General features: G+C 69.3%; 22 protein-coding genes. 11 read left to right on the top strand and 11 right to left on the bottom strand.

All coding sequences use genetic code 11. The features are described 5' to 3' along the window. Positions 1 to 59: 59 nt before the first annotated feature. Positions 60 to 782: a TetR/AcrR family transcriptional regulator gene (locus KLK06_RS04900; RefSeq protein WP_214634090.1), complete on the bottom strand. Its 723-nt coding sequence runs from the start codon at positions 780 to 782 to the stop codon at positions 60 to 62. A gap of 87 nt (positions 783 to 869) precedes the next feature. Here KLK06_RS04900 and KLK06_RS04905 point away from each other — a divergent pair, with 87 nt between their 5' ends. The 4 genes from KLK06_RS04905 (at position 870) to KLK06_RS04920 (ending at position 4357) form a co-directional block, all read left to right on the top strand. Further along, positions 870 to 1814, top strand: a complete 945-nt coding sequence (locus KLK06_RS04905) for an ATP-binding cassette domain-containing protein (RefSeq protein ID WP_214634091.1) — start codon at positions 870 to 872, stop codon at positions 1812 to 1814. Further along, positions 1811 to 2632, top strand: coding sequence for an ABC transporter permease (locus KLK06_RS04910; protein ID WP_214634092.1), 822 nt, complete (start codon positions 1811 to 1813; stop codon positions 2630 to 2632). The genes KLK06_RS04905 and KLK06_RS04910 overlap by 4 nt, the downstream gene beginning before the upstream one ends. Continuing rightward, the gene (locus tag KLK06_RS04915; protein WP_214634093.1) at positions 2629 to 3057 is read left to right on the top strand and encodes a hypothetical protein; all 429 of its coding nucleotides are present in this window, start codon (positions 2629 to 2631) and stop codon (positions 3055 to 3057) included. Before KLK06_RS04910 ends, KLK06_RS04915 begins: the two co-directional genes overlap by 4 nt. Before the next feature lie 61 nt (positions 3058 to 3118). Next, on the top strand, positions 3119 to 4357 hold the full coding sequence (locus KLK06_RS04920) for an acyltransferase (protein WP_214634094.1): 1239 nt from the start codon (positions 3119 to 3121) through the stop codon (positions 4355 to 4357). Positions 4358 to 4380: 23 nt separating this feature from the next. Here KLK06_RS04920 and KLK06_RS04925 read toward each other — a convergent pair whose 3' ends face one another. Both KLK06_RS04925 and KLK06_RS04930 read right to left on the bottom strand, forming a co-directional pair. After that, positions 4381 to 5016, bottom strand: a complete 636-nt coding sequence (locus KLK06_RS04925) for a transcriptional regulator (RefSeq protein ID WP_214634095.1) — start codon at positions 5014 to 5016, stop codon at positions 4381 to 4383. Next, the gene (locus KLK06_RS04930) at positions 5013 to 5408 is read right to left on the bottom strand and encodes a DNA-binding protein (RefSeq protein WP_214634096.1); all 396 of its coding nucleotides are present in this window, start codon (positions 5406 to 5408) and stop codon (positions 5013 to 5015) included. The genes KLK06_RS04925 and KLK06_RS04930 overlap by 4 nt, the downstream gene beginning before the upstream one ends. A 60-nt stretch (positions 5409 to 5468) precedes the next feature. Here KLK06_RS04930 and KLK06_RS04935 point away from each other — a divergent pair, with 60 nt between their 5' ends. Together KLK06_RS04935 and KLK06_RS04940 are read left to right on the top strand one after the other, a co-directional pair. Then, complete coding sequence (locus KLK06_RS04935) at positions 5469 to 6665, top strand: PEP/pyruvate-binding domain-containing protein (protein ID WP_214634097.1); 1197 nt, start codon at positions 5469 to 5471, stop codon at positions 6663 to 6665. Positions 6666 to 6732: 67 nt separating this feature from the next. Continuing rightward, the gene (locus KLK06_RS04940) at positions 6733 to 7332 is read left to right on the top strand and encodes a histidine phosphatase family protein (RefSeq protein WP_214634098.1); all 600 of its coding nucleotides are present in this window, start codon (positions 6733 to 6735) and stop codon (positions 7330 to 7332) included. Here the strand turns inward: KLK06_RS04940 and KLK06_RS04945 are convergent. The 3 genes from KLK06_RS04945 to KLK06_RS04955 are packed head-to-tail and all read right to left on the bottom strand — an operon-like array spanning position 7322 to position 11108. Continuing rightward, a complete protein-coding gene (locus tag KLK06_RS04945; protein ID WP_214634099.1) occupies positions 7322 to 9364 on the bottom strand; it encodes a prolyl oligopeptidase family serine peptidase in 2043 nt (680 codons plus the stop codon). The genes KLK06_RS04940 and KLK06_RS04945 overlap by 11 nt on opposite strands. Before the next feature lie 7 nt (positions 9365 to 9371). Further along, complete coding sequence (locus KLK06_RS04950) at positions 9372 to 10184, bottom strand: MerR family transcriptional regulator (protein ID WP_214634100.1); 813 nt, start codon at positions 10182 to 10184, stop codon at positions 9372 to 9374. Between the two features lie 60 nt (positions 10185 to 10244). Beyond that, a complete protein-coding gene (locus KLK06_RS04955) occupies positions 10245 to 11108 on the bottom strand; it encodes an LLM class F420-dependent oxidoreductase (RefSeq protein WP_214634101.1) in 864 nt (287 codons plus the stop codon). A 231-nt stretch (positions 11109 to 11339) separates the two neighbouring features. Between KLK06_RS04955 and KLK06_RS04960 the strand changes: the two genes are divergently transcribed. Then, complete coding sequence (locus KLK06_RS04960; RefSeq protein WP_214634102.1) at positions 11340 to 11915, top strand: TetR/AcrR family transcriptional regulator; 576 nt, start codon at positions 11340 to 11342, stop codon at positions 11913 to 11915. A 59-nt stretch (positions 11916 to 11974) separates the two neighbouring features. Continuing rightward, positions 11975 to 13807, top strand: coding sequence for an alpha/beta fold hydrolase (locus KLK06_RS04965; RefSeq protein ID WP_214634103.1), 1833 nt, complete (start codon positions 11975 to 11977; stop codon positions 13805 to 13807). A 15-nt stretch (positions 13808 to 13822) separates the two neighbouring features. Here KLK06_RS04965 and KLK06_RS04970 read toward each other — a convergent pair whose 3' ends face one another. The 3 genes from KLK06_RS04970 to KLK06_RS04980 form a co-directional block, all read right to left on the bottom strand. Beyond that, positions 13823 to 14302, bottom strand: a complete 480-nt coding sequence (locus KLK06_RS04970; RefSeq protein ID WP_214634104.1) for a nitroreductase family deazaflavin-dependent oxidoreductase — start codon at positions 14300 to 14302, stop codon at positions 13823 to 13825. A 122-nt stretch (positions 14303 to 14424) separates the two neighbouring features. After that, entirely contained in the window at positions 14425 to 14829 is a 405-nt protein-coding gene (locus tag KLK06_RS04975; protein ID WP_214634105.1) for a hypothetical protein, read from the bottom strand. 98 nt (positions 14830 to 14927) lie between these two features. Beyond that, the gene (locus tag KLK06_RS04980) at positions 14928 to 16127 is read right to left on the bottom strand and encodes a cytochrome P450 (protein ID WP_214634106.1); all 1200 of its coding nucleotides are present in this window, start codon (positions 16125 to 16127) and stop codon (positions 14928 to 14930) included. A gap of 213 nt (positions 16128 to 16340) precedes the next feature. Between KLK06_RS04980 and KLK06_RS04985 the strand changes: the two genes are divergently transcribed. Beyond that, on the top strand, positions 16341 to 19493 hold the full coding sequence (locus KLK06_RS04985; RefSeq protein WP_214634107.1) for a BTAD domain-containing putative transcriptional regulator: 3153 nt from the start codon (positions 16341 to 16343) through the stop codon (positions 19491 to 19493). Here KLK06_RS04985 and KLK06_RS04990 read toward each other — a convergent pair. Both KLK06_RS04990 and KLK06_RS04995 read right to left on the bottom strand, forming a co-directional pair. Further along, a complete protein-coding gene (locus KLK06_RS04990) occupies positions 19477 to 20238 on the bottom strand; it encodes an ABC transporter permease (protein WP_214634108.1) in 762 nt (253 codons plus the stop codon). The genes KLK06_RS04985 and KLK06_RS04990 overlap by 17 nt on opposite strands. After that, entirely contained in the window at positions 20235 to 21179 is a 945-nt protein-coding gene (locus tag KLK06_RS04995; protein WP_214634109.1) for an ATP-binding cassette domain-containing protein, read from the bottom strand. The genes KLK06_RS04990 and KLK06_RS04995 overlap by 4 nt, the downstream gene beginning before the upstream one ends. Before the next feature lie 463 nt (positions 21180 to 21642). Here KLK06_RS04995 and KLK06_RS05000 point away from each other — a divergent pair, with 463 nt between their 5' ends. Together KLK06_RS05000 and KLK06_RS05005 are read left to right on the top strand one after the other, a co-directional pair. Further along, positions 21643 to 22467, top strand: coding sequence for an SDR family NAD(P)-dependent oxidoreductase (locus KLK06_RS05000; RefSeq protein ID WP_214634110.1), 825 nt, complete (start codon positions 21643 to 21645; stop codon positions 22465 to 22467). A gap of 135 nt (positions 22468 to 22602) precedes the next feature. Then, positions 22603 to 23247: a TetR/AcrR family transcriptional regulator gene (locus KLK06_RS05005; protein WP_214634111.1), complete on the top strand. Its 645-nt coding sequence runs from the start codon at positions 22603 to 22605 to the stop codon at positions 23245 to 23247. Positions 23248 to 23541: the final 294 nt, after the last annotated feature.

A 23541-nucleotide genomic window follows, 5' to 3' on the forward strand; every position in this document is an offset into this window, starting at 1 on the left:
AGTACGTACTTTACGAAGCGTACATTGCGGGCCGGGAGGCGTGAAGAGCCGTGCGGCGACTAGGCCGTTGATGGGAGGGCCGCGGCGATGCAGTCGAGGACGCGCTGGAGCCCGTAGCGGAACTGGTCGTCGCGGCTCAGGTGCGGCTGGCGCGCCTCCATCACGATCTTGGTGAAGATCGGGTATTCCCCGCTCTTCACCAGCCGCTCGACATACGAGTGGCTCCGCGCCATCCACTCCGACTCGCTGAGCCCGCTGCGGCGGATTTCCTTGGCCGAGCTGATCTCCTCGCGGACGGTGCCCTCGACGTAGCCGGCCAGCAAGGCCATGAGGCCGAGGTTCTCGTCGATGGCGACGTGAGCGTCGAGCACTCCCATCAGCCGTTCGATCAAGAGCAACTGGTTGGGGCCGAAGCTGGGGAGTGACCGCTGCACGGTGGCGATCCATGGGTGCCTCAGCCACATGGCCCGCAGCCCGTCGGCGTAGCGGGTCAGGTCGGCGCGCCAGTCGCCCGAGGGCATGCCCGTGACGTCGATCTCGCCCATCAGCCGGTCGGCCATGAGCTCGACCAGGTTGTCGCGGCTCGGGACGTACCGGTAGAGGGACATCGCACCGGCGCCGATCTCGGCCGCGATCCGCCGCATGGTGGCGACCTCCAGCCCCTCGGCGTCGGCGATCCGGATCGCCGCCTCGGTGATCTGCGCGCGGCTGTAGGCCGGCTTCGGCCCGCGGGCCGGGCGCTCGGGTCGCATCCAGATGTTCACGTACTCGGCGTCGGTCACCGTTCCACCCCCCTAGTTGCGTACATGGTACCCAGTAACTTAGTCTGACCGTCATTACCGCGTACAACGTACCCAGTGGAGGGATTCATGGCGGATCCGATCGTGATCGCCGAGGGGCTGCACAAGTCCTTCGGCGACACACAAGCGCTGCGAGGTCTGGACCTGAGCGTGCCGAAAGGAACGGTCTGCGGCGTGCTCGGGCCGAACGGCGCGGGGAAGACGACCGTGGTGCGCATCCTGGCGACCCTGTCCGATCCCGATGCCGGGTACGCCCGCATCGCCGGATATGACGTCGTCCGCGAGGCCGGCCAGGTGCGGGCCAGGATCGGGCTCGCGGGCCAGTACGCCGCCGTGGACGAGAAGCTCACCGGCCGTGGCAACCTGCGCATGTTCGGGCGCCTCTATCACCTGTCCCGGCGCGAGGCGCACCGGCGGGCCGACGAGCTGCTCGACCGCTTCGGCCTGATGGAGGCCGCCGATCGTCAGGTCGCCGGCTACTCCGGCGGCATGCGGCGCCGCCTCGACCTGATCACCAGCCTCATCCTGCGCCCCGAGGTGCTCTTCCTGGACGAGCCGACCACCGGCCTGGACCCGCGCAGCCGCGGCGAGATCTGGGACAGCCTCCGCGAACTGGTGGCGGACGGCACCACGGTGCTGCTCACCACGCAGTATCTGGACGAGGCCGACCAGTTGGCCGACGACATCGCCGTCATCGACCACGGGCAGGTGATCGCCACGGGCACGCCCGACGAGCTGAAGGCCACGATCGGGGACCGCCTCGACGTCGTTCTCGAAGACCCCGCCGCGCTGGGTCCGGCGGCCACCACGCTGAACGCCCTGGCCGGGACCGATCCCACGAAGACGGGCGCCGACCAGCTCAGCGTCGCCCTGCCCGGCGGCGGTTTCCGGCTCGCCGACATCGTGCGCGAGCTCGACCGCGCCGGGGTCGCCGCGGCCGACGTGAGGCTGCGCCGCCCCACCCTTGACGAGGTGTTCCTGCGCCTCACCGACCGGAAGGAGACTGTCCGATGACTGCCCTCACCCCGCCGCTGGGCCACCGCCTGCGCTGGACGTTCGCCGACGGTCTGACCCTGGTCGGCCGCGAGCTGGGACGGCTGCGGCAGAATCCCGGGGAACTCGTCGCCGCGCTGATCTTCCCGGTCATCATGGTGGTGCTGTTCGGGTACGTATTCGGCAGCGCGATCCAGGTGCCGGGCGGCGGCGACTACCGCGAGTACCTGATGCCCGGGCTGTTCTCGATGGTGACCTTCTCCGCGGTGATGGCGGTCATGACGCGGATGGCCACCGACGCCTCCCGCGGTGTGATGGACCGGTTCCGCTCCATGCCGATGGCGCGCTTGGCGGTGCCGTTCGGGCAGACCGGTGCCGACTCCCTGGTCGGCCTGCTGATGCTGGCCATCATGGTGGGCGCGGGCCTGCTGGTGGGCTGGCAGCCGCACCACGGCCTGATCCCCACCGCCCAGGCGTTCCTGCTGATGATCGTGCTGCGGTACGCGCTGAGCTGGGTGGGCGTCTATGTGGGCCTGGCGGTGAAGAACGAGCAGGTCGCCGACGCGATGGTGCCGCTGTTCCTGCCGTTCACGATGCTGTCCAACGCCTTCGTCCCGACCGGCGGCATGCCGGGCTGGCTGCGTTTCCTGGCCGACTGGAACCCGGTGAGCGCGCTCACCGCCGCCACCCGGGAGCTGTTCGGCAATCCGGGCGTGACGTCCGGAGACGTGGCCTGGCCGCTCGCGCACCCGGTGACCGTCGTCCTGCTCTGGTCGGCCGCGCTGCTGCTGGTGTTCGTCCCGCTGTCACTCCGCGCCTACAAGCGGAGGGGACGGTGACGGTCCGGGCCGGTGGGTCGGACCACCGGCCGCCACCGGTCAGCGAAGACGACCGGGCTTCCCTCCCGCCGGAGAACGCGGGCACCACGTCCACGATCGCCGCCGTCAGCGGACGGATCCAGCGGCGCGGCGCATGGCGGGTACCTCGGGTCCTCAAGGTCGAGTCCGCACTCGCAAGGGTGCGTCTGGACCTGTCCCGGGCGGTGATCGAGTATCCGGTGGTCGACATCGAGTTGCGACTCGGCACCGGCGGGGCCGAGATCACGGTGCCTCGCGACGCGATCGTCGACCTCGAGGATCTGCGTACCGGGTGGAAGGATCCGCTCTACAAGGCCCGGCGGCCCTCCCGCCCCGGCGGGCCGAGGATCCGGATCTCGGGGACCATGGGGTTGGGGCGGTTGAAGATCCGCCACGCGTGGCGGTAAGGACCCGTCGCCGGATCGCTACGGCCGTTCGCCGGCCGACCTCATCACCTACGATGTCCGGATGCTTTCAGCTCACCGCGCTGCCGCCGATGCGGCTTCGCCGCATACCCGGCGGCGTCTGGCCTGGTTAGACGCGCTGCGCGGGCTGGCCGCGTTGGTGGTGGTCTTCGAGCATGCGCTCAAACCGCTGTGGCCGGAGGTGCGGCTGCCGATCAAGGCCGTCTTCGATCCCGGCTGGTACGGCGTGCTGGTGTTCTTCTTGGTCAGTGGCTACATCGTGCCGGCATCGCTGGAGCGCCGGGGCAGCGTGCGGGCCTTTTGGATCTCGCGGTTCTTCCGGCTGTGGCCGCTGTTCTCCGTGTGTGTGGCCGGCATGGCGCTGCTGGCGGCGGTCGGCTGGGACAGCCTGCACACCTGGTGGGGCAGTCGGCCGGTGGCGCTGGCCCTGGCGCACGCCAGCATGCTGCAGAACCTGCTGTACGTGCCGAACCTGGCCAACGTGCTGTGGACGCTGTCTTACGAGATGGCCTTCTACCTCCTGCTGACGGCGATGTTCACCCTTGGCCTACACCGGCGCAGCACCGCGGCCGCGCTCACGTTCACGGCGGCCGCCGTGCTGGGCGCCGGGCTGCTGCCGGTGACGCTCCTGTCGGCCGGCGGGGCGGGCCGCATGCTCACGGTCGTGGTCGTGGTGACCGCCGTACTGGCCTCGGGGCTGGCCGCGGTGCTGCGCGGCGGCAGGAGGGTACAGCAGGTGGGCGCGGTGGCCATCGCGGGCACGGTCCTGCTGCTGCTGGCCGTCAACCAGAGTTACCCCGGACCGTGGCAGGGGCTGTTCATCTTGGCCACCATGTTCGCCGGCACCGCGCTCTATCGTGTCGAAGCTGGCCAACTCGGTCACCGGCACATCGCCTGGGTGGCGCTGATACCGCTGGCCGGGTTGTGGCTGGCGCGCGCCGAGTTCGGGTCGCAGGTGGCGATCGCCGCGGCCTGGCTGACGTTCGCCGCCGGGATGGCACTGCGCCACCGCGCGATGCCGTCGTGGCTGGCCTGGCTGGGTCTGGTGTCCTACTCGATCTACCTGCTGCACCCGCTGCTGCTGGAGAGCGTGGAGTTCTTCCTGCCGGACCCGCCGGCCGTGCCGGTGGCGGTGCGCCTGACGCTGCTGGTGGCGGTGTACGCGGTGCTGCTCGACCTGTGCGCGCTGACCTGGCGGTGGGTGGAGATGCCGGCGCAGCGGCTGGGCAAGCGACTGATCAGCCGGGCCGATTCCCGTCGGGCAGAGGTCAGCTCTCGGTGATCTACCTGGCGGATGACCAGCGGTCAGGGTTCCGAGTGCCGGTTGAGGCCGAGTGTGGCGATGAGGTCTTCGTGGAGCTCGAACCAGACACGATGGCAGGAGTCGACGTCGGTGCGGTCGACCCAGGTGCCCTCCCCGGCTTGGGCGCGCGCCAGGGCCGTGGTGAAGCGGGTGTCGTATCCGCGGAACCGTGCCAGGACGCTCCCGAGCCGGCCCGCGAGTGGCGCGAGCGCGCGATCGATGCCGGCGAGTTCGAGGAGGACTCCGGCGTCCCAGGTGGGATCGGAGTGGTCGTTGACGGCGAGCCGATCGCCGGCGGTGGGCCGGAGTTGCCAGTCGGTGCAGGCTCGTAGCAGGAGGGCGTTCAGTGGGAGGAACCGGCGGTAGACGTCACGGACCTCGTCGGCACCGCCGACGAGTGCGAGCTCGGCCGCGAGCCGGCGCTCGTTCTCGGCTCGGCCCCGTTCGGTCAACGACCAGCCTCCGGCTCCGGCGAAGGCGCTGTGCTCCACCCACCCATATGCCTCGGCGTCGTACAGCAGCTCTTTCGTCTCGGCCGCGTCGAGCCCGTACCGATGCGCGATCACCGGGGTGTCCGCGAACCCGGTGATGCGCACGGCGTGCAGGACCAGCAGGCCAGGCGCGGACTCCCGCGTCACGAGTCGGCGTCCTGTCGCGCCGTCAGGCGGGTGAAGTGCTGCTGGCACGCCTGCGGGGAGTTGAACCCCATCACGTGCGCCATCTGCGCCCAGGTCAGTCCGGCGCTCCGGGCTATGAACAGCAGGCCCGATTCGAGTCCTTCGACCTCGGCGCGTGCGGCGGGCAGGAGGGCGAGCGCGTTCAGGATGTCCTCCGGGTCCAGGTCGTCGCAGCGCCAGACGGCGAACTGCAGGAGATCGACCGCCGTCGGCGGGGCGGGCGAGGGCCGCCACGGGCGGGCGTCGAGCGCGTCCGCGCCCAGGCTCAGCAGGCGTTCGGACGCGCCCTGCTCACGGTGGGCCTGGACGCGTTCAGCGTGCGCGGTGTGATCGATGTCCTGCTTGCGTGGCATGCAACCCATGGTGCACACTCAACAAATTGTTGTCAATGTTCTGTTGAAAGGCAGGGGTGGATGATCGTACCCCTCATGGAGGCTGCCGCCGACACCTGCGGGGGCAAGGCCGGCACACTCGGCGTGTTGCTGCGCGCGGGTCTGCCGGTTCCTGACGGCTTCGTCGTCTCGTTCGCCGCTTACCTCGCCGTCGTACGGGACCTGGACCTGGACGATCTTGACGCGGTGCGGCAGGTGATCGAGGTCAGCCCGGTCCGCGCCGACGTGCTCGATGCGCTGGGACGCGCACTCGACGCGCTCGGCGATCCGCCCGTGGCGGTCAGATCATCGGCGGCGGACGAAGACACCGGTCAGGCATCGGCGGCCGGTCAGTACGAGAGCTTTCTCGCGGTGCGCGGAGTCGGCGAGGTCGCCGATGCCGTACGTGCCTGCTGGGCGTCGCTGTTCTCTCCACGTGCCGTCGACTACCGGGGCCGGCCTTCCGACGAGCCTGTGATGGCCGTCATCGTCCAACGCCATCTGGATGCCGAGGTATCCGGGGTCATGTTCACTCCTGCGGACCCGGACGACGCGACCGAGATCGAGGCGTCCTGGGGCCTCGGCCCCAGCATCGTCGGGGGTACGGTCACCCCTGACGCCTACCGTGTCCACGCGGACGGGACGGTCACCCGCACCGTCGCGGACAAACGGACCCGCCTCGACCGGCGCGGCACGCGGCTCGTCGTTCGCGACGTGCCCACCCGTGCCCGGGACCAACCGACGATCGACGACGCGACCGCCACACGGCTCGCCAAGCTGGGCGAGGAGATCGCCACCGTACTCGGTGGGCCGCAGGACATCGAGTGGGCGATCGTCGACGGCCGCACCTGGGTTCTGCAGGCACGGCCGGTCACCGCCGCACCCCCACCAGCGCCTTCCAGAATCTCGGACACCCCAGCCGCCACACTCACCGGAACACCAGGCAGCCGCGGGACCGTGACCGGCACCGCGAGGATCGTCCGCGGTCCCGGTGATTTCGCGCGCGTGCGCCCGGGCGACATCCTCGTCTGCCCCTTCACCGACCCCGCGTGGACGCCGCTGCTGCGCATCGTCGGTGGCGTCGTCACCGAAACCGGGGGAGTGCTCTCCCACGCCGCGATCGTCGCCCGCGAGCACGCCATCCCCGCCGTCCTCGGCGTCCCGAACGCGACCAGCAGGCTCCACGACGACACCACCATCACCATCGACGGCACCGCCGGCACCGTCACGGCCTCCTAAATGCACACCTACGGATTGAAAGGAGAGGGGAAGCGGGCCCGCACGGACCCCGTGCCCCTGACCACCTATGACAACGCGACACCTCTACCTTGCACGCCACGGCGCCGCCGACGCGTTCGGGGAGCTCACCGGCATCGGGCGCCGGCAGGCGGGCCTGCTGGGCGAACGGCTCGCCGGCGTACCGGTCGACGCCGTGTGGCACTCTCCGCTGCCACGCGCCGCAGCGAGCGCGTACGAACTCGCCCGGCAGCTACCGAACGTGCCCGTGACCGAGGCCGCCGAACTCGTCGACCACGTGCCCTACGTTCCCCGCGCGGCCGAAACACCGCCGTCCTGGGCCGGCTTCTTCGACGGCTACGACGACACCGAGGCAGCCTCGGGCCAAAGGCTGGCCGAGGCGCTGGTCGCCCGGTTCGCGAAGGTCCCCGACACAGAGCCGGACACACACGAGGTCCTGGTGACGCATGCCTATCCGATCGCGTGGCTGGTGCGGCACGCACTGGACGCACCGCCTTCCCGGTGGCTCGGACTGAACAGCGCCAACACCGCACTGACCGTCATCGAGTACCGAAACGGCCTGCCGCCCACGATCGTGATGTTCAACGACATGAGCCACCTCCCGGCCGACCTGCGCTGGACCGGGTTCCCCGATGCCATCAGGCCGTGAGACCTAGTTCCCGCATGACGAACGCCAGCCAGAAGCTCTGCTGCTGAACGATCGTGCTCCAGTTCGTCCCACCGTGTCCCGCGTCGGACCAGACGCGCAGCAGGATCGGATGGGAGGCGGTGGTGGCGGCCTGCGTTCTGGCGGCGAACTTGCGGGAGTGCCAGGCGGGGCAGCGGGGGTCGTTGGCGCCCGCGTCCAGCAGGATCGCCGGGTAGGCGGTGCCCGATTTCACGTTGTGGTACGGGGAGTAGGCCATGAGCACGGGCGCGTCGGCCGGGTCGTTGGGATTGCCGTACTCGGAGAGGGTGGCGGCGGTGCCCACCGGGTCTCGGGCGACGCGCATCAGGTCCAGTTTGGGGGCGCCGCAGACCACTGTCCGCCACAGTTCCGGCCGTTGGGTCACGGCCGCGGCGGTGAGCAGGCCGCCGTTCGAGGCGCCCTGGATCGCCAGCCGGTCGGGCGTGGTGACCCCGTCGGCGATCAGCCGCTCGGCGATCGCGTACAGGTCGTCGAAGGTGTTCTGCTTGGCGTGCAGCCGCCCGCCCTCCCACCATTGAAGGCCGAACTCCCCGCCGCCGCGTACGTGGGCGTGCGCGTAGATCCCGCCCGCCTCCACGAACGCCGCCAAAGGGCCGAGGTAGGACGCCAGCACGGCGATGTTGAAGCCGCCGTACCCCTGGATCAGGGTCGGCTGCGGACGTGAACGGTCCAGGTCGGCGCGGTGGACCAGGGTGCAGGGCACGCGGGTGCCGTCGGCCGAGGTGGCCCACACGCGGGTGGTGACCAGGCCGGTCAGGGTGTGGCCCGACCCCTGCAGGGCGGTCAGCGTCCCCGATTCCAGCTCATAGTGGTAGACCGTGGGGGACTGGGTGTAGGAGGTGTAGCCGAAGGTGATCGCGTCCTCGCAGCCCACCACCTGGTCCATCACGCCCAGAGCCACGACTCCCTGGGCGATGGAGCTGACCGAGCCCTGGCCGGGCAGCGGGACCTCCCCGAGGTCGGCGCCGTCCAGGCTGAGGATCCGGATGCGGGAGACGGTGTCCACCAGTTCGCCGAGCACCAGCCGGTCGCCGACCAGGGTCACGCCGGTGAGTACGGCGTCGCCGCCGGGCACCAGCTCGGTCCAGGTGGCGGGGTCGCCGGGGCTGTCCAGCGGGATGCGGACCAGGCGGCCGCGCGGGGCGCCCGCCGTGGTGACGGCCACGTAGGAGCCGTCGACGAGGACGCCCTTGTACAGGTGCTCGGCGTCGGTGATGAACTCGCGCCACTCCCAGGGTTCGTCCAGGCGGGCGATGAAGTGCGGCCGGGGCCGCAGATGGTCGACCTGGAGCATCGCCCAGCGCCCGTCCCGGGAGATCTTGGGGATGGCGAACATGTGCGGGATGTCCAACGGCTCGGGCTCAGTGGGCGCCGGCTGCCCCAGCCGGTGGAAGAACAGCCGCCACCGTAACGCCGCCGCCCCTGACTCGTTGGCCATGTAGAAGAAGCCGCTGCCGTCCGGGAGCCAGGCCACCAGGCCCGGCCGCTGCTGCGGTACGCCGTCCAGCAGCACCTTCCCGGTGTCGATCTCGATCACCTTGAGCGCCGGCAACTCCTGGCCCCCCGCGTCCAGGGAGTACGCCAGCAGGCGGCCGTCGGGGGAGGGGTGCGGGCTCATCCGCAGCGGCGTACCGGCGGACATCTCATTGAGGTCGATCACCATGCGCCACGGACCGGTGGGAGCGTCGGCCGTCTCGAAGACCATCAACTCCCGGCCGTCGGGGATGCGGCCACGGAACCACCGCGGCCCGTATCGCACCGGGACCACCAGGTTGCGGGCGTCCATCTGCTCGACCAGGTCCCCGACGCGGGCCGCGAGCGCCTCATGATGCGGCCAGCCGTGCACGTAGGACCGGGCCAGCTCGTCCTGGGCCTTCTGCCAGGCCGCCACGCCCTCCCCGTCGTCCTCCTCCAGCCATTGGTAGGGGTCGTCGAAGACCAGCCCACCGACCTCGTTGTGCTCCGGCCGTACCGGCGCCTCGGGATAACGCATCCTCGCGTCACTCTCCTGATGGGTGATCGTCGCGCGCCGTTCGGACGCGCTCGAAATAGCTCATGATGGCGGGCAGGTCGCCCGCGTCCAGCCAGTCGACCTGGCGGCTGATCTCCTCGCTGATCTTGGCGCTGTTGTCGCGCCAGAACGCCATCCCGGCGGATTGGGCCCGCGCGTCGACCTGCTGGTCGCCGCTCTGGAGCGCGCCCGCCAACGCCTCCCAGCGGGCGGCCACTTCCCGCACCCGCGGGTCGTAGACGGGGGTGTCCGCCAGCATGTGCTCCCGGGCTTCCCGGAGCAGGACGAGCCACTCGGCCCGGAAGCCCTCCATCGCGTCCTCACCGAGGTGCATCCGGCGCTTGGCCAGGTCGTCGCGTACCTCCTGGCCGAAGTAGCTCTCGTACACCGAGATCACTTCGAGGGTGGTCATGAACTGCTCGGGATCGGGCATGACCGACTGGTCGATTACCCCCAGCAGCCCGCCGAGCCGCTCCTTCAACTGCCCCATCCGGGCGGTTTGCAGGTCCAGTTCGGCGAGCTGGGCGGCGAGCAGGCCGCGCATGGCCGTCAGGTCGTCCACCGGCCGCGCGAGGACGTTCGCGATCTCCTCCAGCGACAGTCCCAGCCCGCGCAGGGCGCGTACGCGATAAAGCTGCCGCAGGTCGGCCCCGGTGTAGCGGCGGTGGCCCGACGCGGTCCGCTCGCCGGCCTGGACCAGGCCGATCTCGTCATAGTGGTAGAGCGTGCGGATGGTGACCCCGGTGGCCTTGGCCAGCTCCCCGATGGTCCATCGACGCTCGTCTCCGTCGTTTTCGGTCACGGACACGACGGTAAGACCTCCCGCCACGGGAGGTTCAACCCCGTTCCGGGAGGATGTCCCTCAGCGCCCGGCTGGGGTGATGGCGGAGATCTGCGTGGCGAGTTCGGCCAGGTGGGCGAGTGAGGAGTCGGCGGCGGCATCGGGGACGGCGACAATGACGTGGTCGATGCCCAGAGCGGCGAGGTCGCCGCAGCGCTGGACGCTCTCCTCGATGCTCTGTCCGTCAGGCACCCGCAGGTGGAGGGTCTTTTCGATCTCCTCGTAGGGCCGGCCCAGCCGTTCGCAGTGAGCGCGCAGCACGCCGAGCTTGTGCCGTACGTCGGCGCCATCCAGGAAGTTGCAGGCGTCGGCGTACTCGGCGACCAGGCGGAGCGTCTTCTTCTCCCCGCTGCCGCCGATCAGGATCGGCGGACGCGCCTGCGGGGCGTTGAGCGTACGTTCCAGCCGGTAATGCCGGCCCTCGTAAGGCTTGTCCTCGTCGCTCCACATCTGCCGGGCGATCTGGAGCGTCTCCTCCAGCCGCTCGAACCGCTCGGCCAGCGAAGGGAAGCGCAGGCCGAGCCCGCGGGCCTCCGGCTCGTACCAGCCGGCGCCGATGCCGAGGACGGCGCGGCCGCCGGAGAGGGCGTCCAGGGTGCTGACCTGCTTCACCAACAGTCCCGGTTCGCGGTAGACGGCGCCGGTGACGAGGGTGCCCAGCGTGACCCGGCTGGTGAGGGCAGCGGCGTAGGACAGCGCGCCGTACGCCTCCAGCATCGGATCCTCCACGGCGCCGAAGTTGGGGATCTGGAAGAAATGGTCCATCACCCACAGACTGTGCAGTCCCGCTTCGTCGGCGCCGCGGGCGACGGCCGCGAACCGCCCGGAGATGGCGGCATCGCCGCCGGGCCAGGTGAAACGTGGGCAGGTCAGACCGAGCTTCATCGAATACTCCTTGATCGGATGGCATGCCGCCGCAGGGGGACGCGTCACTGCGGGCATGAAAAAACCCTCTCGTCTGGGTCGCTGGACCCGAGGCCGAGAGGGCGTCGTAGGAGTAATTATCTCACGCCCCACAGGCTGCGTGGCGCACCCGCGCTGGGAGTACGGCTGGCCGCCGAGAAGTGAACCTCCACCAGAGTGGACAAACTATGCAGACCGGTCTATTTTCTAGCTGTGGCAATCAAAGGTGATGAGACGCGGGCCCGGCTGATCGAGGCGGCTCGGACGCTCGTGGAGGCGAAGGGCTACCACGGCACCGGGCTCAACGAAGTGCTCGCGGTGGCCGGCGCTCCTCGGGGTTCGCTTTATCACCACTTCCCCGGCGGCAAGGACCAGCTGGTCGGCGAGGCCCTCGCCGCCGCGGGCCGGGAGGTCGACGACATGGTCGGAGAGCTGGCCGCGACGGCGTCCACCTCTCGCGATCTCGTCCTGGCCCTGCTGGACGGGCTGGCCGACCGGATGGTGGCGGCCGGATACGCCAAGGGCTGCCCGGTGGCGACCGTCGCCCTGGAGGTCGCCGCGACCAACGACGACCTCCAGCCGATCTGCGGCGGCATCTACGCGGGCTGGCAGCGGGCGCTGGCCGACGCCCTCCGGGCCGACGGGCACGACGCGGAGGAGTCGGATGAGCTCGCGGCGACGGTGCTCGCCCTGATCGAAGGAGCGCTGGTGCTGGCTCGCGCCGGCCGCAGCCGGGTCCCCATCGAGCGGACCGGCCGCCGCATCGCCAAGCTGCTCGGCACCGGCTGACCGGTGCCGGGCGTTTTTTTGGCCACAGATTATGTAGATCGGTCTAGAGAGGAATGTGAATGGAAGAGTCTTCGCCGGACGCCGTGGTCTTCGGCGCGAACGGCTTCATCGGCAGGTGGACGGTACTGCACCTGCTGGAGCAGGGCCGGACGATCGCGGCCGTTCTCCGCGAACCTGCTCAGAGCCGCGCGGGCGAGCTGCGCGCCTGGCTACAAGACCATGGCGTGGGAGCCGAGCGGCTCGCGGTCGTGGCCGGTGATCTCACGGCCGGTGCGGGCCTGGGGCTGAGCGCGGCGGACGACGAGCGGCTCGCCGGCGTACGGGATGTCTTCAACACCGCCGCCGTCTACCGGTTCGGGCTGCGGCGCGAAGAGGCCAGGACGGTCAACGTCGAAGGCGCCCTGAACGTGCTGCGCTGGGCCGCGACCCGGGCCGGCCTGCGCAGGCTGATCCACGTGTCGGGCTACCGGGTCGGGCTGGACCCGGAAGCGCGGTATCCGCTCCCGGAGGCCGAGCTGGTGAAGCTCTACCGAGGCAAGGGGGCCTATGAGGGCTCCAAGACCGAGGGGGACGCGGCCGTCCGGGTCGTCGCGGCGCAGTTAGGGGTCCCGCTGACCGTGGTGAACCCGAGCACCGTGATCGGCCACTCCACCACGGGCGAGGCCGGTCAGTACATCGGCCTGGCCGAACTGGTCCGCGACCTGTGGACGGGCCGGCTTCCGGCGTTGCCGGGCACCGCCCGTACGTTCGTGCCCGTGGTGACCGTGGATCATTTCGCGAAGTTCATGGCCGCCATTCCCGAACACGACCCCGAGCCCGGCGGCCTGCACTGGGTGCTCGACGAGAACACCCCCGACCTGCCCGACCTGGTGCGCCTGCTCGGGGGCCACCTGGGCGTACCCGCGCCGAAGGCCCTCGTACCGGTGGCCCTGGTCCGCCGCCTCCCCGCCGCGCTGACCGGAGCCAACCCTGAGACCCTGGCCTTCCTGACCGAGGACCGTTACGACACTGTCTCAGCCGAGAAGGTCGCCGAGGCCGCGGGGCTCCGGCAGCCGCCCGTCGAGACCGCGCTGCGCCGCTGGGCCGATCGGCTGGTGGCGGACAGGTTCGGGACGACTCCGGCCGTACTTCCCGGCGGCTTCCATGACGTCGGCGGATCCCGGACCTATGTCGCCGGGGACAAGACCTCGCCCGGCTTCGTACTCCTGCACGGACTTCCCCTCGACGGCGAGTCCTGGCAGGGAGTGCTCGGCGAACTGGACGAAGCACCCGCCCTCGTCGCCGACCTGCCGGGACTCGGCCGTTCCGCGCCCACGGCGGCCACCCCGCTGGACTGGCTCACCGATCTGCTGGCGCCCGTACAGACCCGGCCCGTCATCGTCGCCCACTCGGCGGCCACCGCACCGGCGCTCCGCTACGCCGCCGCACATCCCGACCGCATCTCGGCCCTGCTCCTCGTCTCGCCCTATTTCCTCCAGGCGCAGGCCCCGCGGCTGCTCCGCACGCCGACGCTCGCCGCGCCGCTCCTCAAGAGGATCTCCGCCGACCGGCTCGCGACCTCACTCCTCGGCGCGAGCGGCGGCGTTTCCTCAGACGACGCCCGTCGGGCCATCGCGAGCGCCGCCGCCCAGTTGCACCGGCCCGGCGTCGCCCGCCGTACGGCCCAGTGGCTGCGGGCCGCGAACCACCCCACCGAACGCGCCGCCCTCCAAGCCCTGCTGGGCGGAGCCGTCTCGGTCCCGGTCCACATCGTTGCCGGAGAGTTGGATCCGCTGGTCGGCGAACCTGGCCCGGCCACCGTCACGACCGTCCCCGCCGCCGGGCACCATCCGCACCTCACTCACCCCTCCACCATCGCCGCGATCATGCGACGCATGGCTGACATTAGGTGAACCGGTTACGCCGCGTCAGTGCTCCTCGGCCGCCGGCTCCAGAACGAAGACCGGGATCTCACGGTCCGTCTTCTTCTGGTAGTCGGCGTAGTCCGGGTACGCCTCGACGGCTCGAGCCCACCACACGGCCTTCTCATCCCCGGTCACCTCGCGTGCCAGCATGTCCTGGCGCACCGGGCCGTCCTGAAGCTCCACCCGAGGGTCGGCCACCACGTTGTAGTACCAGACCGGGTGCTTGGGGGCTCCTCCCAAGGAGGCGACCACGACGTAGGTGCCGTCGTGCTCCACCCGCATGAGCGGTGACTTGCGGATCTTGCCGCTCTTCGCGCCCAGGGTGGTCAGGATGACGACAGGCATGTCCCGCCGCCTCGTGTCATCCGGACCGACCAGGCTCCCTAGGGTCGTTCCTTCCGTACCGCCGGAGCTTTCGTACAGCTCCACCTGGTCACGTACCAACTGCACCGTGCTCGGCTCGTACTCGCCTTTGAGCGGCATGTTGCCCATCTCCACGCTGTCGACGAATCCTCGCTCCGCGCAACGCACAAGGCGGACGCGATCATTCCCGGTGTGTCCAGCCCGATCTTGCCCTCGGCCACCGGTTGCGACTGGACATCCTGTCAAGCGGCGTCGAGGGCCTCGGTGATCTTGCGGGCCATCTCCGTCATGGTGGGGCTGGGCTCGCCCTGGTGGGTGCGGGCGGCGGCTTCGATGGCGACGGTGACGGTGTTGTGGAAGTTGTCGGCCTCGGCCGGGTCCTGCTGCTTGAGCAGGCTGATGGCCGCGGTCAGGGCGGGCAGTACCTGGTCGGCGAGTTCGGCTACGGACTTGCCGTACTTCACGCCCTTGGGCGCCTTGGTGAGCACGTGCCCGACCAGGCCGGTCGCGGAGGTCAGGGCGATGGAGCCGTGAGTGGCGACCTTGTGCGCCGAGCCGGCGGCACCAGCGGCGGACATCAGTGAGACTGCGCCCCACGCGGCGATCCGCAGGGTGAGCTTGTCCTGGTCGGTAAGGGTGACGGACATGGTGGTGTACTCCTTCGGAGTGTGTTGGCGCTGTTCTCGGCAGCATCGCCCGCAGGCGAGGGACCACGGCTGCGGGCGGGCGCGTCATTGGCCGGCGGTCACACGTCCCAGGTGACCGGGAGGCTCTTGACCCCGTAGATGTCGGCGGTCTCCGGGCGCAGGGCGACTTCTTCGGCGGGTACGGCCAGGCGCAGGGTGGGGAAGCGGTTGATCAGTGCGGTGAAGGCGACGCGCATCTCGACGCGGGCCAGTTGCTGGCCCAGGCACTGGTGGATGCCGTGGCTGAAGGCCAGGTGTCCGCCGTCTTGCCGGCGCAGGTCGAGCGCGTGGGGGTTGGTGAAGCGTTCGGGGTCGCGGTTGGCGGTGTTGAGAGACAGGATGACCGTCGTGCCGGCTTTGATGGTGTGGCCGCCCAGTTCGATGTCCTCCAGCGCCGTCCTCATGAACGTCTTGGCGATGCTCAGGTACCGCATCAGTTCCTCGACGGCGTTGTCGGTGAGCGCGGGGTCGGCGCGCAACGCGGCCAGCTGCTCCGGGTTCTGCAGCAGGGCGAAGGTGCCCAGCGCCAGCATGTTCGCGGTGGTGTCGAACCCGGCCGACAGCAGGATCAGGGCGATCCCCTTCAGCTCCTCATCGGTCAGGTCGCTGTCGAGCAGGTCGCTGAGCACGTCGTCGGTGGGGTTGGCGCGCTTGGCGGCCACCAGCTCGGCGAGGTAGGTCTGGGTCGCGATGTAGGCCGCGATCAGCTCCTCGTCGCTGACCTCCCCGCCGAGGAACTTGTCGATGTTCTCCTGGAAGGAGCCCCGCTCCTCGTACGGCACGCCCAGCAGCTCACAGATGATGACGGCGGGGATGGGCTTGGCGAACGCGGTCACCAGGTCCGCCGACGGCCCGGCCTTCTCCATCGCGTCCAGGTGCTCGGCGGTGACCTGCTCGACGCGCTCGGTGAGCAGCCGCATCCGCCGTACGGTGAACTTGCCCACCAGCGGTTTGCGGTAGCGGCCGTGCTGCGGCTCGTCCATGAGGAGGAACTCACCGGGCGGCGCCGGAGGCACCTCGATGTCGCCGTAGTCGATGCTCGGGTGGTGGCGCATGAGCTCCTTGCGCGAGCTGAACCGCGAGTCGGCCAGGACCGACCGGACCAGGTCATAGCCGGTGACCAGCCAGCCCTGGTGTCCGTCGGGGAAGGGGAAGCGGCTGATCGGGCTGTGCTCACGGGCGTCGATCAGCTCTGCCGGCGGGTCGAAGGGGCAGCCGGGCTTACGCGCCGTCGGCATCGTCGTGACGGTGTGTTCCATGATCATTCCTCTCATCGGCCTATATTCAACTCGCGCAGCCACCATCGCCGACCGCGCTGATACCGGGCCGTTGCCGTGCTGACACGGCCGCTGATACGACACCGCATCCCGCTGGTCACGCGGACGTGTTGGGCCCGGGCATGAAGTACGAAGTGCGGCATATGCGCTCACAAGGCAGGCAACCGGTTCGGGACGTCGCCACAGTTCGGCACAATGACTGATGTGCGAGTTGAATTGCTTGGTCCGTTCGAGGTCCGGAACCACGATGGGGCCGTCGTGGAGGTTCCGGGGATTCGGCTGCGCGCGCTGCTGGCCGCACTCGCCCTCGAACCTGGCCGGATCGTCACGCGCGCGCGGCTGGTGGACTGGATTTGGGGACAACAGCCGCCCGCGGACGAAGTGAATGCCTTGCAGGCGTTGGTGTCCAGGCTGCGCAGGGTGTTGCCGGACGGTGTGATCGAAGCGGATTCGGGCGGGTACCGGCTGGCCGTGGCTCCTGATGCCGTGGACGTGTGCCGGTTCGAGGCCCAGGTCGGTCAGGCCCGTACCGCCGAGCTTGCGGCGCGGGCGGATCTGCTGCGCTCGGCCCTGGCACTGTGGCGCGGTACGGCCATGGCGGACATCGCGCTGCAAGGCAGCGATCTGTTCGACGCCGCGGTCGCGCGTCTGGACGAGCTCTACGTGGCCGCGCTCGGGGATCGGGTGGATGCCGACATCCGCCTCGGCCGTGGCTCGGAGTTGGTCTCCGAGCTGACCGGGCTGGTTGCCACGTATCCGCTGCGGGAGGGGTTTGTGGCGGCCTTGATGCGCGCGCTCGCCGAGGCGGGGCGGGGGAATGAGGCGTTGACCGCGTACCAGCGGACGCGCGAGCGGCTCGCTGAGGAGTTGGGCGCCGATCCATCGGCTGAGCTCTCCGCGCTGCACACCGCGTTGCTGCGGGGCGAGCTGGGCGAGCGGGCGGACAACCGCAGGACGAACCTGCGCGCCGAGCTGACGAGTTTCGTCGGCAAGGACGATGACATCGCCGCGGTCGCCGTTGTGGCCATCGGACACCGACTGGTCACCATGACGGGCGCGGGTGGCTCCGGCAAGACAAGGCTGGCCACGGAGACCGCGCGGACGATGCTCGCCGAGCTGCCGGATGGGGCGTGGCTGGTCGAACTGGCCTCGGTACGGGCGGGCGGTGACCTGGCGCAGGCCGCCCTGACCGCGCTCGGCCTGCGTGACCAGGCATTGCTCGGTGATGCGCGGGCTGGGGAACCGATGGATCGGCTCATCGCCGCGCTCCGGGAGCGCTCGGCCCTGCTGATCCTGGACAACTGCGAGCACGTGATCGAGGCGGCCGCGGCTTTCGCGGATCGGCTTCTGGGAGAGTGCCGGAGGCTGCGGATTCTGGCCACGAGCAGGGAACCGCTCGGCATCACCGGAGAGGTGCTGTGGCAGGTCGAGCCACTCGCGCTGCCCGCGAAGGGAGCCGAGCCCTCCGAGGTCGAATCCTCGCCCGCGGTGCGGCTACTGCGGGACCGCGCGGGTCTGGTGCGCAAGGACATCGGCTCCGACGTGCACACCTTGTCGTCCATGGCGCGGATCTGCCGGGCGCTCGACGGGGTGCCGCTGGCGATCGAGCTGGCCGCGGCACGGCTGCGCACCATGTCCGTCGATCAGCTGGCGCATCGGCTCGATGACCGATTCCAGCTGTTGACCAGCGGCAGCCGTACGGCGCTTTCCCGGCACAAGACGCTGCGCGCGGTGGTGGACTGGAGCTGGGATCTTTTGTCCGAGGCCGAACGTGGCGTGCTGCGGCGGCTGTCGGTGTTCTCCGGCGGGGTGAGCCTGGAGGCGGCCGAACGGGTGTGCGGGGACGAGGCATTCGCCGGGGAGCAGGTGCTCGACCTGCTGACCGCGTTGATCGAGAAGTCGCTGCTGCTCGCCGACGGCGAGGGCACGCCGCGCTACCGGATGCTCAACACCATCAGGGAATACGCGGCGCACCGGCTCGCCGAAGCCGGGGAATCCGAGCCGGCGCGCCGGGCGCACCTCGCCTACTTCACCGAACTGGCCGAGACGGCCGAGCCGCACCTGCGCCGGGCCGAGCAGTTGGAATGGCTGTCCACGCTCGAGGCCGAGCACGACAACATCAGTACGGCCCTGCGCGGAGCGATCGACGAGGGATGGGCTCAGGAGGCGATGCGGCTGGTCGGAGCCGCAGGCTGGTACTGGTATCTCAGTGGGCACCGGGCCGAGGGCACCGAGTTGAGCATCGCGGCGGCCTCGCTGCCCGGTGAGGTGTCCGATGAGGTGCGGGCGATCGCGTACACCATCGTGACGGTGTTCCTGACCTCCGGGCCCGGCCGCGATCAGTATCAGGCGCAGGAATGGATCCACGAGGCGCACCGGGTCACCCAGCACGGCGGGTATCGCCACCCTATGCTCGGGTTCGTCGAGCTGTGGAAGCGGATGCTGCAGGAGCCGACGGATTTCCTGCCCGCGCTCGAGCCGCTCATCGCCGACGACGATCCATGGGTGCGCGCGCAGGCCAGGCTCACTCGCGGCCGATTCCGGCTCACGCTCGGCGGCGACGAGACTGACGTGGACATCGACGCTGAGATCGCCCTTGCCGAGTTCCGCACGCTGGGTGACCGGATGGGGATCTCGTTGGCGCTGACCTTCCTGGCCGATCGGCTCGCCATGCGCGGCGAGTTCGCACGCGCGTGTGAGCACTACGAAGAGGCGGCCACGGCGCTGACGGAGGTGGGCGCGACCGAGGACGTGGTCGGTGTGCGAGCGCGGCAGGCTCAGCTGTACTGGCTGCTCGGCGATGAGCGATCCAGCACGTCCGCCATGGCCGAGGCGCAGCGGTACGCGGACGGGATCGCCTGGCCGGACACTCTGGCCGAGATGGTGCTTGCGAAGGCGCAGTTGGCGCGCTGGCGTGGCGAGCCGGACACGGCACACCAGCACCTGGCCACGGTGCGGGCGATGCTGGACAACGAGGAACTGAGCGTCTTGTCCCTCGCCAAGGCCATGGACCTGTACGGCTACCTCACCGAGGATCTCGAGAAGGTCCGCGCGCATCGGAGCGAGGCGTTCCGCACGGTTGTGGAGACGGCCTATCCGCCGCTGATCGCCGAGGTGTTGGTCGGGATCGCGGATCTCGCACTGCGCCAGGGACAGTACGAGCAGGCCGCGCGATTGCTCGCGGCAAGCGACGGCGTGCGCGGTACACCGGATCGTTCGCAGCCGGACGCTTCCAGGATCGCCGCGGACACGCGGGATCGCCTCGGTGAAACGGTGTTCACCGAGGCGATTCGGGCCGGCCGGGAGCGGGATTGGCGCGAGCTGGCCGAGATCACCCTCGCTTCGTGAACGTCGAGCGCGCCCACAGGTAGCCGATCAACGCGATCCCCACACACCAGGCGATCGCCGTCATGGCCGAGCCCGCCGACGGCGCACCGGTCAGCAGCCCGCGCAGGGTTTCGATGATCGAGGTGAACGGTTGGTACTCGGCGAACTGCCGCGCACCCGCCCCCATCTTGTCGGCCGGCACGAACGCGCTGCTCAGGAAGGGAAGGATCATCAGCGGGACACCGATGAGGCCCGCGCTTTCCACCGACTTCGCCGCGAGGCCGAACGCGATGGTCAGCCAGCCGATCGCCAGTACCGCCAACGCGACGATGCCGATCACGCCGAGCCACTCCGTGAAACTCGCCGACGGCCGGAATCCCATCAGAAACGAGACCCCGATGATGAGCGCGATGGCCACCAGGCTCCGTAGCGTGGACGCGATCACGTGCGCGTTCAGCACCGCGCCCCGCGACACTTGCATGACGCGAAGCCGGTTGATGAATCCGGTCGTCATGTCGGAATTCACCGCGATCGCAGTGGGGCTGATCCCGTAACAGATGGTAGTAATGATCAACCCTGGCGTCGCGTAATCGGCATAGTTGACGCCGACGTTGAACGCGTCGCCGAATATGTAGACCATCAGGAACATCAGAACGAGCGGCATGATGATGCCGTTGAACAGTGCCAGCGGATTGCGCATCGTGTGCCGGAAGTTGCGCCGCAACATGGTCGCGGAATCCGCCAGGGAAGCTGAGATGCCATTCATTGTGCGTTGATCTCCTTGCGCGCGTGCCCGGTAAGGGCGAGGAAGACGTCATCCAGGTCCGGTGTATGCACCGACAGTTCCTCGGCTTCGATGGAATGCGCATCGAGCCGATCGAGCAGCGCGCGTAGCGACCGCACCCCGCCGTCGCCGGGTACCCGCAAGGTCAGCTCTTCGGCGTCCTTTGTGGACTCGTGCAGGACCCGTGCCGCGGCGTCGAGTGCGTACTGATCGGTGAACCGTAGCCGGACATGGCTGCCGGGAACCCGGCGCTTGAGCTCATCGGCGGTGCCCTCGGCGACCAGCCGGCCCTGATCGAGTACGGCGATACGGTCGGCGAGTTGGTCGGCCTCCTCGAGATACTGGGTGGTGAGGAAGATGGTCGTACCGTCGGCGACCAGTTCCCGGATGATCTCCCACATGATGCGGCGGCTGCGCGGATCGAGTCCCGTCGTGGGCTCGTCCAGGAAAATGATCTGCGGCTTACCGACCAGCGTCATGGCAAGGTCCAGCTTGCGGCGCATGCCGCCGGAGTAGGACGACGCCAGCCTGCCGGCCGCTTCGACGAGATCGAACCGGTCGAGCAACCGGTCGGCGATTCGTTTGCCCTCTGCCTTGGGCAGGTGCAGGAGATCCGCCATCAGCAGCAGGTTTTCCGCGCCGGTGAGCAGGTCGTCCACCGAAGCGAACTGCCCGGTGACCCCGATCGCCGTGCGCACCGCCTTGGTTTCCGTGGCCACGTCGTGCCCGGCGACGACCGCCTTCCCGGCGTCGGGGGTGAGCAGCGTGGTCAACACGTTCACCGTCGTGGTCTTCCCGGCGCCGTTGGGCCCGAGCAGGGCGAAGATCGTACCGGTCCGGACGTTCAGGTCTATGCCGTCGAGCACGATCTTGTCTTTGTATGCCTTTCGCAGCCCCGAGGCCGCAATGGCTGAACCGTTCATGGCAGCCACCATCGCCGACCACCCTGATGCCGGGCCGTTGCCGTGCTGACACGTCCGCTGACACGACACCGGAGCAGACCTGATCGCCGCCGGGACCTCAGCCGGCTTGGCGCGGCAGGGCCGGGCGGTGAAGAGACGGCCATAGGAGGCTGGCTCCCAGGGGCAGCCGGGATGTTCCGCAGGACGTCCTGGGGGGACAGACGAAGTAAGCCGGAAAAGGCTAATAGAGCTGGTCAGAGCTACGAGCGGCACAGCTGGACGGCTGTCTCGGCCCCCCGACCACCTCCGATAGAGGAGCGACTAGACCGACTGTCTAACCAGACTCACCAGTATGCTCTCATGAACAACCGCGTATGCTTGCAATGTGAGCCAAAGGGGTCGCGACGCGCGGCCGACATGGCCAAGGTCACGCGTGTACAGCTCTGGCAAATCCGCACATGACAACGACTAGGACGCCCATTTGATGAAGACCTATGTGATCACCGGTGGCACCGACGGCATCGGTGCGGCACTGGCCCGCATGTTGTTCTCCCGGGGCGACAGGGCCGTGATAGTCGGGACCAACCCGAAGAAGGGCGAACAACTAGTAGCCGAGGCCGCCTCAGCGCCGGGAAGCGCGGCGTTCATCAAGGCCGACCTCAGCCTGGTCTCGAACACCCGCCACACCGTAGACAAGCTCATCGAGGAGCACCCGGCCATCGATGGCGTGGTGCTGTGCGCGCGGTTCATGCGGTCCCACCGGTCGGTGACCGCCGAGGGATTTGAGAGCAACTTCGCACTGTTCTATCTCAGCCGCCTGCTGTTGAGTTACGGGCTGCTCGGTCCGCTGAAGAAGGCGGACCGGCCGGTGATTGTGAACGTGGCCGGCCCCGGCCACGACACACCGGTGGCCTGGGACGATCTGCAGAGCATCCGGCAGTACGACCTGGTGCACGCGATGTTCATGACCGGACGCCTGAACGATCTGCTCGGTGTGACCTTCGCCGAGCGGCACGGCGAAGGTCCGGTACGGTACGTGCTCTTCCACCCCGGCACCACGGCGACCAGCTACGCAGGCGAGTTCGATCCGCAGACCGCGACCTACCTCCAGCAGCAGCGGATGATGGCCAAACCCGCAACCGACGTGGTCCCGCCGCTCCTGCGGCTACTCGACGATCCGCCGACGCCACCGTTGACCGCGTTCAACCTGTTCACCGAGCTGAATGTGCACACCGAACTGTTCTCCGCGAAGGACGCGGAACGACTGTCTCGCCTCACCGACGCGCTGCTCGCCAGGGTCGCCGGGTAACGGGGGCGGGCGCCGACGCCGGCCAGCCGTCGATCCCGACAGTCTGATCGAGGAGTCCGATGCGTACAGGACTAGCCTGACCATCTGGTCGGACCGATGAGTCTGGTTCGACGGGCCGTCGCGTATGCTGAGGGCATGAGTAGAGCCGTTGCGGCACGTGGCCGGATCGACAAGCGGCAGGCGATCCTCAACGCCGCGTTCACTGTTTTCGCCCGAGCGGGATACGCCCAGGCTGGGGTGGACATGATCGCGGCTGAAGCGGGAGTGGCCAAGGCCACCGTGTACAGCCACTTCGGCGACAAGGAGAACCTGCTCCGCGAGGCCATCGCCGCCTCCGCCGACCAGGCGCTGGCCGACAACCTGGCCGCGGTCGACCGGCTCACCGACCGCGGCACCGACCTACGCGCCACACTGGAAGGCGTCGGCCTGCGCCTGCTCCAGTGCTACTGCGACGACCGATCCTGGGCACTACGCCGGCTGCTCTCCGCCGAGATCAACCAGTTCCCCGACCTGCTCGACATCATCCACACCCGCGCGGCCGACCGCATCACCGAAACCCTGGCCGACCGGCTCGCGCGCCTCACCGTAGCTGGACACCTGCACACCCCGGACCCACTCCTGGCCGCGGAACAGTTCTTCGCCCTGCTTACCGGCCCGATGGACAAACGAGCCCGCCTCGGCACCCGGCACGTCCCCAACGCCGAACTGCGCGCCCTCTCGCGCGCCGCGGTCCGCACCTTCCTACAGGCATTCGCTCCGAAACCAACCGAAACCGCCTAGCGCTGCGTCCCTCAGGCGCCGTCGCCAGGCGTCCTGGTGCTGGGGGAAGGGACGCCACGGCATCGGCGTCCACGGTTGGGGTTCGGGCCATGGTCCTAGCCCGCCAGACCGGCCGTCGTCGCCGACCAACTGCGGCACCTGGCCGCCGCTAAGGCGGTCGAGCGGGGTCTTTTCGCTTCCGCACGTGTTCATCCTGAATGGCACGATCAACGGCCCCGATGACAAGCCGCTCCTCGAAGGAAGACCGTCCGCAGTCTCAACCGCCTGACGCCCGACCTCTTGCCGGACTTCGCC

The organism is Nonomuraea sp. NEAU-A123 (assembly GCF_018603905.1).
GTDB lineage: Bacteria > Actinomycetota > Actinomycetes > Streptosporangiales > Streptosporangiaceae > Nonomuraea.

Excerpts from the sequence above, each read along its gene's own strand:
- KLK06_RS04905 (WP_214634091.1), top strand. The coding sequence starts at position 870 with ATGGCGGATCCGATCGTGATCGCCGAGGGGCTGCACAAGTCCTTCGGC.
- KLK06_RS04910 (WP_214634092.1), top strand. The coding sequence starts at position 1,811 with ATGACTGCCCTCACCCCGCCGCTGGGCCACCGCCTGCGCTGGACGTTC.
- KLK06_RS04920 (WP_214634094.1), top strand. The coding sequence starts at position 3,119 with ATGCTTTCAGCTCACCGCGCTGCCGCCGATGCGGCTTCGCCGCATACC.
- KLK06_RS04930 (WP_214634096.1), bottom strand. The coding sequence starts at position 5,408 with ATGCCACGCAAGCAGGACATCGATCACACCGCGCACGCTGAACGCGTC.
- KLK06_RS04935 (WP_214634097.1), top strand. The coding sequence starts at position 5,469 with ATGATCGTACCCCTCATGGAGGCTGCCGCCGACACCTGCGGGGGCAAG.
- KLK06_RS04940 (WP_214634098.1), top strand. The coding sequence starts at position 6,733 with ATGACAACGCGACACCTCTACCTTGCACGCCACGGCGCCGCCGACGCG.
- KLK06_RS04945 (WP_214634099.1), bottom strand. The coding sequence starts at position 9,364 with ATGCGTTATCCCGAGGCGCCGGTACGGCCGGAGCACAACGAGGTCGGT.
- KLK06_RS04955 (WP_214634101.1), bottom strand. The coding sequence starts at position 11,108 with ATGAAGCTCGGTCTGACCTGCCCACGTTTCACCTGGCCCGGCGGCGAT.
- KLK06_RS04965 (WP_214634103.1), top strand. The coding sequence starts at position 11,975 with ATGGAAGAGTCTTCGCCGGACGCCGTGGTCTTCGGCGCGAACGGCTTC.
- KLK06_RS04970 (WP_214634104.1), bottom strand. The coding sequence starts at position 14,302 with ATGCCGCTCAAAGGCGAGTACGAGCCGAGCACGGTGCAGTTGGTACGT.
- KLK06_RS04975 (WP_214634105.1), bottom strand. The coding sequence starts at position 14,829 with ATGTCCGTCACCCTTACCGACCAGGACAAGCTCACCCTGCGGATCGCC.
- KLK06_RS04980 (WP_214634106.1), bottom strand. The coding sequence starts at position 16,127 with ATGGAACACACCGTCACGACGATGCCGACGGCGCGTAAGCCCGGCTGC.
- KLK06_RS04985 (WP_214634107.1), top strand. The coding sequence starts at position 16,341 with ATGACTGATGTGCGAGTTGAATTGCTTGGTCCGTTCGAGGTCCGGAAC.
- KLK06_RS04990 (WP_214634108.1), bottom strand. The coding sequence starts at position 20,238 with ATGAATGGCATCTCAGCTTCCCTGGCGGATTCCGCGACCATGTTGCGG.
- KLK06_RS04995 (WP_214634109.1), bottom strand. The coding sequence starts at position 21,179 with ATGAACGGTTCAGCCATTGCGGCCTCGGGGCTGCGAAAGGCATACAAA.
- KLK06_RS05000 (WP_214634110.1), top strand. The coding sequence starts at position 21,643 with ATGAAGACCTATGTGATCACCGGTGGCACCGACGGCATCGGTGCGGCA.
- KLK06_RS05005 (WP_214634111.1), top strand. The coding sequence starts at position 22,603 with ATGAGTAGAGCCGTTGCGGCACGTGGCCGGATCGACAAGCGGCAGGCG.